The sequence below is a fragment of the Clostridioides sp. LIBA-2809 genome (genome assembly GCF_056688965.1).
This window is the reverse complement of sequence record NZ_CP197004.1, coordinates 2,010,631-2,024,526: the sequence shown is the minus strand read 5'-3', so window position 1 is coordinate 2,024,526 and position 13,896 is coordinate 2,010,631. Positions and strand designations below refer to the sequence as shown.

Here is a 13,896-nt window from a genome sequence, read left to right as displayed (position 1 = left end):
TTTTATGTTATTTGCAATCAATGCAAGTTAAAAGCTTATTTAACTTTTCTAAACCTTCTATTATATCTTCCATATCCTGCAATTTTTCACTAGTCATATTTTCAAAATAATCATCAAAAATACTGCTTGAAATACTCTCTTGTATGTCTAATGATTTATTTGTAACCTTTACTTTTACAATTCTTTGGTCTTCCATATCTCTTATGCGATTTAAAAAACCATTTTTTTCAAGTCTCTGACAGATTACTGATACATTACTGTTTGTCATATTTAAATTTTTTCCTAAATCACTTATTTTTTTCTCTCCATGTTCGCATAGTTCTGACAAAATCAAAGCTTGTACTGCTGTAATACCAAGTGGTTGGTAAAATTGGCTTAATAGTGTTGCAAATTTTATATTTATATCTCTAGTCAATTCCAATAACTCTTTCTTAAAACTTATCTCATCCATACAAACTCTCCCTACGAAAATACTTTATTTTACTGACTATTAACCTTAGGTTTAAGTGTGTTTCACAAGCAAATACTTAATACTATAATATTTAATGTATTAAATATTATAGTATTAAGTATTTGTTGTCAATTACAATATTGTAACTTCAATTATTAATCTCTTATCTTATTGATGTTTAATTTGATACAATAAAATTTAATAAAAAATCGATGTATATATTTTACACCGATTTCTCATTTTTTAACCTCATTACAAGCAATTGTTTAAAATATAATATATCTAAAAATCAAAAGATAAATCAATAAATGGTACAAAGTTTAATTTCTTATTATCATATCATGTACAAAATCAAAACTTCCTTTATCTGCACCTAATGTTGTTTCCATAATGTAAATGAAAGCTTCTGTTTTTTGCAGCATTTCATCTTTGTTCCAATTAAACATTGATTCATCAAATATACATTCAGAAGAAGCAATCAAAAACTCTATTGTTTCTTTCGGATATTTTGTATTGAACACTCCTTCTCTTACACCTTGTTCTACTACATCTGCTAAAATTGGTGTGAAGTTTAGGATAGTTTTAACTATTGTCTTTTGATGCATCTCTGCATTGTTGGGTAAATGGAATTGTTCAATTACTTTTTCTTTATTGTTTCCAACACTAGGTCTTTGAGACATTAATATCTGAAAAAATTTTTCAAGTACTGGAATTTCTGGATTTAAAGCAATTTTTTTTGCCATGTTTATATCATTATCTATAATTCTAGTTATAATTGCATCCATTACTTCTTCTTTAGATTTAAAGTAGTAATAAAAAGTTCCCTTTGCAATTCCAATTTCATTTAAAATATCATTTATAGTAGTTTTTGAATATCCTTTAGTGCAAAAAAGCATTTCAGATGTATCTAATATTTCAGATTTTCGTTCTTCAGGGTCTTTTACTATTCTCATATGTTTTCTCCTTTCATTAGACCGTCAGTCGGTTTAGTATTATTATATAAAACTACTACTATAATGTCAAATTTTTTAAAAATAATAAGGTATAAAGAATCATTAAGATTATCTTTATACCTATAGCTTTCTATATCTTATTTAATTAGTTTTTATATACTATCCTAAATTTATTGTAGTAGATAATTTTTTATCCAATTTCTAAACAATAACTCAGAATGTTTCTTCCATTTGACTGTTGGCTCTTTTGAAGGGTCATTATTAATATAATAGTTTTGAGGTATTGATATTTCATCGCCCCTATCTATATCTCTCTTATATTCCTTATCAAGAGTGTACTTATCGTATTCACCATGTCCCATTACAAATACATCTCTTGAATTTGTAATTATATAAGGACCAGCTTCTTTAGAATGACTTACAATACTTAATTCTTTATTATTTTTTAGAGCTTCAGTATTTATAGTAGTATGTCTTGAATGTGGAGCAAAAAATTCTTTTTCAAATCCATCTACTATTTTACTATTTTTATCTACTTTATGCTTAAATACTCCAAAACATTTTTGACTTAATGGAAGTTTTTTTACATTGTAGTATTTGTAAAGACTTGCTTGAGCCGCCCAACATATATATAATGTAGATTTAGTTTTTCTTTTAGAATAATCCATAATTTCTTCTAGTTCATTCCAATAATCAACTTCTTCAAACTCCATTTGTTCAACTGGAGCTCCTGTTATTATAAAGCCATCAAAGTACTCTTCTTTGGCTTCATCAAATGTTTTATAAAAATCCTTAACATATTCATTACATACTCTTTTACTTTCTCTTGTTGAGATTTTAATAAATTCCACAGATACATTGAATCCTGTTTTGTCTATCCTTCTAAGTAAATCTAATTCTGTATCCATCTTTATAGGCATTAAATTCAATATAGCTATCTTTGTATCTATACTTTTTTCATATTTTAATTCTTTATTAAAATCTTCTTTGTAAATTACATCTATTCCTTCATCCAATAATTTATTAATAACAGGTAATCCTTTTGGTAGTATTAAAGCCATATCTTTTCACTTCTCTTTCTCTTAGAAATTTAAAGCTTGATTTAAATCAGCTATTAAATCCTCTACATTTTCTATTCCAACGGATAATCTTATTAGTGAAGGTAATACTCCAGATGCAATCAATTGTTCTTCTGTTAATTGTCTATGAGTAGTTGAAGCTGGATGTATAACGCATGTTCTTACATCTGAAACATGTGTAACTAAAGATGCTATCTGTAATTTCTCCACAAATTTCTTGGCATTTTCTAGCCCACCTCTTACTCCAAATGATAAAACTCCACTACATCCTTTTGATAGATACTTTTTCGCATTCTCATAATACTTGTTATCTTCAAGTCCTGGATAGTTAATCCAATCTACATTTTCGTGTTTTTCTAAAAATTTGGCTATTTTAAGTGCATTTTCACTATGTCTCTCCATTCTAAGGTGAAGTGTTTCAACATTTAAATTAGTAAGATATGCATTAAATGGACTTAAACAATTTCCATAATCTCTAAGTAGTTGAACTCGTGCCTTAGTTGCATATGCAGCATTTCCAAATTTTTGAGTATAACTTATTCCATGATATGTTGGGTCTGGTTCAACCAACTCTGGAAACTTCCCATTATCCCAGTTAAAGTTTCCTCCATCTACTATAATTCCTCCAACACTTGAAGCATGGCCATCTAAATACTTTGTAGTAGAATGAGTAACTATGTTTGCTCCATATTTTAGAGGATTACAAAGCACTGGTGATGCTAGTGAATTATCGACTATAAATGGAACATTCACTCTCTTAGCTACATTTGCTATTTTTTCAAAATCTATAACTTCAAGAGTTGGATTTGCAAGTGTTTCTGCAAACACAACTTTAGTGTTTTCATTTGCAAGTGCTACTATTTCATCTTCACTTGAGTCTAAGTCAAATGATATCAAATCTATTCCAAATTTTTTAAGACTAGGTCCTAATAAATTGAATGTTCCTCCATATACTTTTGAAGAACAAAGTATACTATCTCCTGATTTACATATATTTAAAACTGCTAACATATTTGCAGATTGACCTGATGACACAGCCACAGAAGATACTCCTCCTTCTAGTAGACTTATCTTTTCTTCAAAAGCTTGAATAGTAGGATTGCTTATTCTTGAATATATATGTCCATCAACTTTTAAGTCAAATAGTTCAGCAAGTTGGTCTATACTACTATATTTAAAAGTTGTACTTTGATATAAAGGTAAAACTCTTGGTTCTCCATTTCCTGGTTTGTAATTTCCTTGCACACATATTGTCTCTTTATTATACATTTTTGTATCCCCCTTAGATTTTAGTAAAAAATTAAACTATTTATCAGATGAGATTTAAAATAAATAAAGCCTGAGTATATAACTCAGGCTCTGTATAAGCTTAATTATACTCATCTCTCAGCTTTCGCCGCAGGATTTAGCACCAATGTATATAAATATACTGGTTGCCGGGTTTCATAGGGCCAGTCCCTCCACCTCTCTGGATAAGATTTATTTAATTTTTCTATGTTTTATATCTTATATATTTTTCCTAATTTTGTCAACTATTTTTTTAAAAATTTTCTTTTAATAAATTTTCCAATCTCTACTTGAACTACAGACATTATGGCTAAACTAATTGTTATAAGCCATTCTGAACCATTTAAAATAGTTAAACTGAATGCATTTCTAAAAACAGGTACAAATAGTATTACTGCTATTAGTAACGCAGAAGTTAAAAATGAAATTAAAAGAAATGGATTCTTACCATTATTTTTGTTAAACATGGAATCTGTATTTGAACGTTGGCTAAAAGCTCTTAACATTTGTGAAAATGCTAATACACAAAATGCCATTGTTTGACCTACAGCATGGTTTTCTATATTAAGACCAATTTTATATGCTAAAATAGTCATTATTGCCACAAATATACCTTGAGTAACTACTCTTTGTATAAGGTTCTTTTCAAACAAGGTCGTTGATTTTACTGGTTGATGCTTCATTATATTTCTACTTGGTGGGTCAACTCCAAGCGCAAGGGCTGGAAGTGTAGCAGTTGCAAGGTTTACCCACAAAATATGAACTGCTAGAAGTGGAGTATCCCAATTTAATAATATTGCAACAAACAATGTAAGTATCTCTGCTATATTACCAACAAGTAAGAATTGTATAACTTTCTGTATATTTCTATATACACGTCTACCTTCTTTTATTGCATAAGCAATCGTTGTAAAGCTATCATCCATTAAAATCATATCAGAAGAATCTTTTGCAACGTCTGTACCACTTATACCCATAGCTATACCAATATCAGCAGATTTTAAGGCAGGAGAATCGTTTACTCCATCTCCAGTCATTGCTGGTACTTCTCCAATTCTTTTTAGAGATTGTATAATTCTAAGTTTATCAAATGGGGACACACGTGCAAATACTGTAGCTTTTTTAACAGCTTCATCTAGTTCATCATCACTTAAATTATCAAGTTCATCACCAGATATAACAGTATTTCCTTCATTCCATATTCCTAATTCATGAGCTATTGTTGTGGCAGTAACTTTATGGTCACCTGTTATCATTATGGTTCTTATACCTGCTTCTTTACAAGTATTTACTGCATCAATTACCTCAGTTCTTGGAGGGTCAATCATACCAACCATACCTATAAATGTCAAATCATATTCTATGTTTTCATTATCTTCTTTTGGTATAGATGAAATCTCACGCTTCGCAAAACCAAGTACACGCAATGCATCTTTAGACATAGTAAGACATAATTCGTGTATATTCTTTTTATCCACTTCGGTAATATTTCTTTCGCCTTTTGATGTTAATATTTTAGTACATAAGTCAAGAATTTCATCTACTGCACCTTTAGTATAAGCAGTAATCTTTCCATCTATATTATGAACAGTTGTCATACATTTTCTATCAGAATCAAAAGGCTGTTCAAATACACGTGGATATTCTTCTTCAAGAGCTTCTTGATCTATTCCAAATTTGTTGGCCATAAAAATTAATGCACCCTCTGTTGGGTCACCTAATATTTCATCTGTTTTATCTGGATTAATACACGCATCATTACAAAGTGCACCAGCATAAACAATTTCTTTATATACTAGTGGATGTTTTTCAGATGCAGTGTCTATTGATGTAACTTTTCCAGACTCAAAATCTCCATTTACAGCAATATGTGTAACAGTCATCTTATTTAAAGTTAATGTACCAGTTTTATCGCAACATATTACTGTAGCTCCTCCTAATGTTTCAACAGCAGGTAATTTTCTAATTAAAGCATTTCTTTTAGCCATACGTTGTACGCCTAAAGCCATTACAATAGTAGCTGTTGCAGGTAATCCCTCTGGAATAATTGATATGGCAAGGGAAATTGCAATCATAAACATTGGCAAGAGAGGTCTCTGATAAAATGCACCTATTGCAAATATAACAACGCATACAATAATACCTATGACACTTAATGTCTTTCCAACAGTATTAAGTTTACGTTTTATAGGAGTATCAAAATCATCTTGTGAATCTAAAAGATGTGCTATGTTACCCACTTCTGTATCCATACCAGTTGCAACTACAACACCTACACCTCTACCATATGTGACGATTGAGGATGTATAAGCCATATTGCTACGGTCTCCTAATACACATTCTTCAGATAAGATTGTATCTGAATCTTTTTCTGATGGAACAGATTCTCCTGTTAATGAAGCTTCTTGAATTTTTAAACTCGATGTTTCTATCAAACGAAGGTCTGCTGGGACCATCGCTCCATCCTCTAAAAAAACAATGTCTCCTACTACAAGATTACTTGCTGGAATAACACTTTCTTCACCCTCACGCATAACACGAGCTATAGGTGAATTCATATTTTTTAATGCTTCTAACGATGACTCTGCCTTTTTTTCTTGAACAATTCCAATAACTGCATTTACTGTTACAATTATTAGTATTACAAAAGCTTCTGTAAATTCTCCAAATATCAAGGATAATATGGCTGCTCCTATTAGTATTAAAACCATAGCATCTGTAATTTGACTCCAAAGCATTTGTAAAGTTGTTCTAGGTGGTTTTTTTCTCAGTTCATTTAAACCATTCTCTTTAATCCGTTTTTCCGCCTCGGTATCGGTGAGCCCCTCCTCTGATGAATCTAGACTTTCTAAAATTTCATGAGTTGCTCTTGAATGCCAAGGCATCTGTTTGTGATTTTCCATTTTGGAAGATCACTCCTTTCTTTTTTTGATTTAAGAATAATTATATTTTAAAATCAAGTTCAATTCAATACACAATAAGTATATTTTACCTAAATTTAACAATACTTTTTAATGCTTAATAAAAATCTACTCTTTTACAAATATGTACTCACCATTATCAGATAAATTTTCTTGATACTTATATCCTCCTAAATTAAATTTTTTGAGTTCTTCAGTATCTCTTACTCTGTTTTTTACAATATACTTTACCATCATCCCTCTAGCTTTCTTTGCTTGTGTAGATTCAACTTTTAATTTACCATTTTTACTTACTTTAAAAGTACATGTAATGCATGTATCACTATCTTTAATAAATTTTTCTATGGATTTACTGTATTCATTTGATGTCAAATTAACGATAGCCCTTTTTTCTTTGATTAATTGTTCATATATGCTATTTCCCCAATATTCATACAAATTCTTAAATTCACGTACCTGTAATTTTGTCTGCATTTCTAATCTATACTCATATATACTGTCATACGGTTTTATAACCCCATACAATCCACTTATGATTCGAATACAATTGTCTGCGAACTCTTCATCTTGTTTTGTAAAACTATCTGCCTCTATATTTTTATATTGAATTCCATCATAAGTTAAGATTGCAGGGCTTCCAAGTGTATCAAACTTAATATTCTCAAATCTATTTTTATTTAATATAGCTAATTTTTCATTGATTTTCATTCTGTTTTTAAAATCTTCTATGCTAAATGCCTTTATATTTTCCACTATTTCTTTTGTGTTATCTATAAAACAGGGTAAACTCAAATCTCTATCAAAGGCTTCTATATGCTTCATATTTTTAGCTGGTGATAACATTATAATCATAAATTCTTATTACTCCTGTTTTTCCAAATATTCAAGAATTTCTTGTGCATTTGTATCTGGTTTTGCTTTCTCAAAGACTTTTTCAATAATTCCATTTTCATCTATGATATAAGTTGCACGCACAACTCCCAATGCAGTTTTTCCATACATTTTTTTCTCTTTCCATACATCAAATGCTTTAATAGCAACTAAATCAGGGTCAGAAAGTAAAATAAATGGAAGTTCATGTTTTTCTGCAAATTTTTGATGTGATTTTATACTATCTTTACTTATACCAATAACTTGTACATCATCCTTTTTAAATCCATCATATGCATTTCTAAAAGCACAAGCTTGACGTGTACAACCTGGTGTATTGTCTTTAGGATAAAAATATACTACTACTTTTTTTCCCTTAAAATCAGACATACTTACTTTATTTCCATCTTTATCCTCTAATGTAAATTCTGGTGCTTTTGTTCCTATACTCAACATAAATATCTCTCCTTTTGTTTTTATTGATAATTTTATATTATATATTATTACCCTATATATCTGTACATAAATAAAATTTTTTATTTTTTATATATAAAGTCTCATCAATATATAATTTTCATAATATTTATATTCTAAAAATATACCATAAATATCTCGATTAAAGTATTTAAACTTAAAATCAGATTAACTAATCCATTAATTAAAATTGACAGTATTTAATATATATTAAATACTGTCAATTTACTACCATTTTCATAGTCTATATAAATTTAAATTCTTCAACATCAAACAAACCCAAATCAGTAAGTCTTATTTGTGGAACAACAGGAAGTGCCATAAAAGAAAGTGTAATAAAAGGGTCTACATATTTTGGAACTCCCATACTTCTTGCTATCTCCAACATATTATCAGTCGTTTCTTGCACTTCTTCAGCCTGAAGAGTACTAATTAGTCCTGCTACTTGAAGACTTAAGTGTGCAAGAACTTTTCCATTTGATACAATTACATAACCACCTTGAATATCTTTTAAATAATTTATTGCAATTATTATATCCTCATCATTATCTCCTGCAACTATTATATTATGAGAATCATGAGCCACAGTAGTAGCTATTGCTCCATTTTTTATACCAAATCCTTTTAGTGGAGCAATTGATATGTTTCCAGTCATTCTATGTCTCTCAACAACACAAAGCTTTGAATAATCTTCATTTGGAACAAAATATCCATCTACATTTGGTATAGATTCATATAATTTATTTGTCAAAATTTGATAAGGTACAATTTCCATTACATAATTTTTTGTATTTGATTTTAGCTGTATTTTCTCCTTGCTGATATCTTTAAACTTAACTGTATTAAGTAACTCTTTGTCTTTAATTTCATAATTATAATTAGAGAATATTTCTTTAGTTACTAGCTTACCATCTTTATAGACAGTATCTACTTCCATTTCATTTAAATTATTCAGCACAACAATATCAGCCTTATAACCAGCTCCTATTGCTCCAATCTTTTTTAGCCCATATACTTTTGCTGAATTATATGTTGCAATCTTTATGGCTTTGATAGGCTCCATTCCTAAATCAATTGCACATTTTATATTCCATCTTATATGACCTTGTTTTTCTATATCATCTAAATGCTTATCATCTGTACAAAACATAAATTCTTCAATTGGCAAGTTATACTTTAACAATCCATTTACTATGGATTTCAAGTTCTTCGCTGCACTACCTTCTCTTATTAAAATCTTTAGACCTGCTCTCAATTTTTCATATACTTCATCAAAAGTTATACATTCGTGGTCATTTTCTATTCCTGCGCACACATATGTTTGAAGTGATTTTCCACTTATATTTGGTGCATGTCCATCTACAATTTTACTTTTAAAAAGTTCTAGTTTTTCTAAGATTTCTTTTTCAGAATCTATAACATCATTAAAGCACATTACCTCCCCTAAACCTAAAATCCTAGGATTGTTTATGTACTTTTCCATGTTTTTTGCACTAAATTTACCTATTCCATTAGTTTCAAATCTTGTGGCAGGTACAGATGAAGGCATCATAATATATACATTAAGTGGTATATCTTTTGTCGATTCTAATAAAAAATCTATTGCACTTGCTCCCTTTACATTAACCAACTCATGTGGGTCAGCTATGATAGTTGTCGTACCTGATTTTAATAATTTTTTTGATAATTCAATTGGCATTACCATTGTAGATTCAATATGCATATGTGCATCAATAAAGCCAGGTGATATATACTTACCACTACAATCAATTTCTACATTCCCCTTGTAATCGCCAATACCAACAATAGTATCTTCCACTATTGCCACGTCTCCTACTATCAGTTCTTCTGTAAATACATTTATGATTGTTCCATTTTTAAGTACAATGTCAGCTTTATCTCTTCCACTTGCTACATCACACTGTCTCTTTAAAATACTCATTTTTACAACTCCTCTTAAGTTTTTTATATCAATATACTTTGTCGTATTATATATTATAGCTTTATTTATTAATATATATTATATATGAATTTTAATGAAAAGTATCACTTGAAATTTGTTCCATTATTCATTTACTTAAACAGAGAGAACATGAGGAATAATATTATTCATCATGTTCTCATTAATAGTTCAGTTGTATTAAATTTTTCCTATATATTGACTCATTATTAAGGAGGTGTCTCAAATGAACTTTTTAGTTCATGAGGCTCTCTTTTTTGTATGAAATCAAATATATTTTTATCATTTCAACAATAAAAAAGAGGCTTATCTCTATTTTGAAACAGCCCCTTATCGCTATTTGTATATAACTATCTTTATCCTAAAAATACATAAACTATCATACCTACAAGTATTGCTGGTATGGTGGTAATAATCATAGCCCATAAAGACGACTTTTTATCCATTGCTAGAAGTGGGAAAAGTGCATCTCCATCTTGAGAGATAGAGTTAGCTATCACAGCACCAAGTGGTATAGTTCCCTTCAAATAGAATGACATAAGTACAATTTGTATACCACATCCTGGAATAAGCCCAAGACCTGCACCTATGAATACACTTATTACACCTGTTGATAATACTAACTTAACTAAGTATTCATCTCCACCTAAAATTAATATTATCAAATCATAAATAAGATATGCAATAAAAATCCATGTAATTACAAATGATATTTCACCAACAGAATGTATAAGCATTTCCCTTAGAGAAATCTTTTTATTTTCTTCTTCTTTTTGGTTGGAATTTTTAAATACCTTTTTAAAACACCACATATAAATTATTGAAAATAATATTCCAATAACTGCTACCAATTCTTCTAATGAATGTAGCTTCTCAATTATAGGAAGATTGAGACCAGAGTGAGCAAGCGACATAAATATAAAGCCTATTAATATAATTCCTATATAAATTTTATATCCTTTCCCATGTGTTATTATAAATGCAAGTCTATTTGTGTTCCCATGAGATTTAGCAAGATTGTCCAAGATTATTTCATCATGATTATGTTCTTCTTTAGAGCTAGTTTTATTTATACTGTGTTTATCCAATTCTCTTCGTTTTTTTAGTCCTAATTTTTCTTCAAGTTTAAAATAATCCACTAACTGACCAGTTATTATTCCTGTAATAGTACTAACTATTGTAACAAAAAAATACATTTTAATATTTGCTGAGATAAGTACAAATGCAGCATCTCCCATACTCGCTATTAAACTTGCAATTATTGCACCAAAGCTCAACTTCCCATTTATGTATAATGGCATTATTGCTAAACTTCCCCCACAGCCTGGTATAGCTCCAATTAAAGCTCCTATCAAAGGTTGCAGTTTTCTGTTTTTTGATATGATATTAGTAAAATTTCCACTAGTTCTATAGTTAATATATCCAAATAACAAAATAAAAAACCCAATCATAGAGCCCACATGTAAAAATGCTTCTTCAGAAGCAGATATTAACATTCCCATTAATTTACCTCCTTACTAATTTTACAATAATTATATTATATTTCATTTGTTATTGATAATCAATATCAATTTATCTTTTATATTCCTAATATTAAAAAGTGCGCATCTTATATTATTAGTTTCTCACATATTAAGATACACACTTTTTGATATTAGCCTATCTATTTACCACATGTAATATGAAATCACATGTGATAAATAAGTTCTATATTATAACAATATCCAGCTGTTGTATTATCTACTAAATTTATAAATTTTCAATGAATGTTACAACTTCTTCTATTATCCAATTAGGTGTAGATGCTCCTGCTGTAATACCTAAAGTCTTATATTCTTTAAGCATATCTACATCCAATTCATCCTTAGTTTCTATTGCAAAAGTTGGAACTAAATCTTCACAAACTTTTACTAATTTTTGAGTATTAGAGCTATGTTTTCCTCCTATAACTACCATACAATCGACTTCTCTAGCCAACTCTTTGGCTGATTCTTGTCTTGTTTTTGTAGCTGAACAAATTGTATCATTAAACACTATTTCTTCTAGTTTATCTGATAGTTTAGCAACTATACTTGAATATAAATCTGGATTTATTGTAGTCTGTGCAACAAGACAATATTTTTTTGAACTATCCAATTCCATATTTTCCATCTGTTCTACAGTCTTTATTATTATTGCTGAATTTTCACACCATCCATTTATTCCTATGACTTCTGGATGTTTCATATCCCCAATAACTATTATTTCATAACCTTTATTATGATACTCACTTACTACTGTATGTATTTTCTTTACAAATGGACATGTAGTATCTACTATTTTTAATTTTTTATCTTTTGCCTCTTTATATATCTTCTCAGGAACTCCATGAGACCTTATTATCATATTTTCATAATTTGGTATTATATCAATTTCATCTACAGTCTTAAGACCTTTTTCTTCATACTTTGCTACTGCTTGTTTATTATGAATAAGAGGTCCTAAAGCATATATGCCAGAAGCATTCTTTTCTACTTCATCCCACGCCATTTTCATTGCTCTTTTAACTCCAAAACAAAAGCCAGCATTTTTTGCTATTTTTACATTCACAAGTTTCCCCCCTTATTTTGAATATTTAAAGTAATTTTGTTTTATTACTTCTAAAATCTCTTGTGATATTCTTTCATGGTCATCATTACTCAATTTTTCTTTAAAATGTTCTTCAAACGATATCGGTTCTCCAATATATACAATTACTTTACTAAATAGTTTATATTTAGATATTATTGATACTGGAACAACTTTAGACTTACTCTTTATTGTAAATACAGAAAGACCTGCTTTAGCTTTACCAAAAGAATCGCCTTTAATTCTAGTCCCTTCTGGAAATATACCTAGTATATAACCATCTCTAATAGACCTTAAAATAGTTTTTATTGTAGATACATCTGGTTTTTCTCTATTTATAGGCATAACATGCAATTTTTTTAATATAAATCCTAATGGCTTAATCTTAAATAATTCTTTCTTTGCAATTGCAGCTATTTCTCTATTTTCTATAGCAGCAGCTAAAAATACAGGGTCAAGATTAGACTTATGATTTGAGGCTACTACTATATTTCCTCTATCTGGGATATTCTCAGCACCTATAACTTCATACTTAAAAAACAGTTTAGAAAAACCTTTAAAAATAGTTATTGCAAATCTATAAAAGTTCACGTTTATCTCCCTTCAATACTACATTATATTTTATCACGATACATCAAACTAAAGATTTATTTTAGAGACAACTTCATCTACAACCTCTTCTATGGTTTTCCCTGTAGTATCTATTTCTAGTGCATCATTAGCTTTCACTAATGGAGCAAATTCTCTATTTGAATCAATTTCATCTCGTTTTATTATATCTTCAATTACTTCCTTTAAAGTAGTATTATATCCCTTATTACAAAGTTCTTTATAACGTCTACTTCCTCTTTCTTCTGGAGTAGCTACTAAAAAGAACTTATAATCTGCATTTGGGAAAACATATGAACCTATATCTCTACCATCTAATATTACTGAACTTTTTGTTCCTATTCTTCGTTGAACTTCAACCATTAACTGTCTTACTTCTTTTATCTTGGCTACAGCAGAAACATTATTACTTACTTCTATTGTTCTTATTTCTTCATTTATAACTTCTTTATCCAAGTATATATTATTATTCTTAAAATCTATATCAGAATTTTTAGCTATTTTAATAACTTCTTCCTCATTATTGACATCAATATTACTTTTTAAACACTTATAAGTAACTGCTCTATACATAGCACCTGTATCTATATAATTTATATCTAGCTTTTTTGCTACTATCTTAGCTATTGTACTTTTCCCAGCCCCTGCTGGACCATCTACAGCTATAACTAAATTACCCATATAT

General features: G+C 29.2%; 12 protein-coding genes and 1 riboswitch. All 12 genes read right to left on the bottom strand.

Annotated features, from left to right (window positions below; genetic code table 11):
• Positions 1-7: 7 nt before the first annotated feature.
• The gene (locus tag ACTG44_RS09710) at positions 8-451 is read right to left on the bottom strand and encodes a MarR family winged helix-turn-helix transcriptional regulator (RefSeq protein ID WP_021384632.1); all 444 of its coding nucleotides are present in this window, start codon (positions 449-451) and stop codon (positions 8-10) included.
• Positions 452-771: 320 nt separating this feature from the next.
• Positions 772-1,404, bottom strand: coding sequence for a TetR/AcrR family transcriptional regulator (locus ACTG44_RS09705; RefSeq protein WP_479921646.1), 633 nt, complete (start codon positions 1,402-1,404; stop codon positions 772-774).
• A gap of 170 nt (positions 1,405-1,574) precedes the next feature.
• Positions 1,575-2,465 (bottom strand): homoserine O-succinyltransferase, encoded by an 891-nt coding sequence (locus ACTG44_RS09700; RefSeq protein ID WP_021384614.1) that lies wholly within the window; start codon positions 2,463-2,465, stop codon positions 1,575-1,577.
• Between the two features lie 21 nt (positions 2,466-2,486).
• Positions 2,487-3,752 carry an O-acetylhomoserine aminocarboxypropyltransferase/cysteine synthase family protein gene (locus tag ACTG44_RS09695; protein WP_021384635.1) on the bottom strand — a complete coding sequence of 422 codons (1,266 nt, stop codon included), beginning with the start codon at positions 3,750-3,752 and terminating at the stop codon, positions 2,487-2,489.
• A 107-nt stretch (positions 3,753-3,859) separates the two neighbouring features.
• A riboswitch (SAM riboswitch) is annotated at positions 3,860-3,962 on the bottom strand.
• 53 nt (positions 3,963-4,015) lie between these two features.
• On the bottom strand, positions 4,016-6,673 hold the full coding sequence (locus ACTG44_RS09690; RefSeq protein ID WP_479918702.1) for a cation-translocating P-type ATPase: 2,658 nt from the start codon (positions 6,671-6,673) through the stop codon (positions 4,016-4,018).
• 126 nt (positions 6,674-6,799) lie between these two features.
• Positions 6,800-7,543 (bottom strand): peroxide stress protein YaaA, encoded by a 744-nt coding sequence (yaaA, locus tag ACTG44_RS09685; RefSeq protein WP_479918701.1) that lies wholly within the window; start codon positions 7,541-7,543, stop codon positions 6,800-6,802.
• A gap of 9 nt (positions 7,544-7,552) precedes the next feature.
• Positions 7,553-8,017: a thioredoxin-dependent thiol peroxidase gene (gene bcp, locus ACTG44_RS09680; RefSeq protein WP_021384605.1), complete on the bottom strand. Its 465-nt coding sequence runs from the start codon at positions 8,015-8,017 to the stop codon at positions 7,553-7,555.
• Between the two features lie 262 nt (positions 8,018-8,279).
• Complete coding sequence (gene ade / locus ACTG44_RS09675; protein ID WP_479918700.1) at positions 8,280-9,977, bottom strand: adenine deaminase; 1,698 nt, start codon at positions 9,975-9,977, stop codon at positions 8,280-8,282.
• Between the two features lie 374 nt (positions 9,978-10,351).
• A complete protein-coding gene (locus tag ACTG44_RS09670; RefSeq protein WP_479918699.1) occupies positions 10,352-11,497 on the bottom strand; it encodes a putative manganese transporter in 1,146 nt (381 codons plus the stop codon).
• A 247-nt stretch (positions 11,498-11,744) separates the two neighbouring features.
• Positions 11,745-12,584 (bottom strand): 4-hydroxy-3-methylbut-2-enyl diphosphate reductase, encoded by an 840-nt coding sequence (locus ACTG44_RS09665; protein ID WP_021384615.1) that lies wholly within the window; start codon positions 12,582-12,584, stop codon positions 11,745-11,747.
• 12 nt (positions 12,585-12,596) lie between these two features.
• Positions 12,597-13,193, bottom strand: coding sequence for a lysophospholipid acyltransferase family protein (locus tag ACTG44_RS09660; protein WP_021384627.1), 597 nt, complete (start codon positions 13,191-13,193; stop codon positions 12,597-12,599).
• A gap of 48 nt (positions 13,194-13,241) precedes the next feature.
• Positions 13,242-13,892 (bottom strand): (d)CMP kinase, encoded by a 651-nt coding sequence (cmk, locus tag ACTG44_RS09655; RefSeq protein WP_021384609.1) that lies wholly within the window; start codon positions 13,890-13,892, stop codon positions 13,242-13,244.
• Positions 13,893-13,896: the final 4 nt, after the last annotated feature.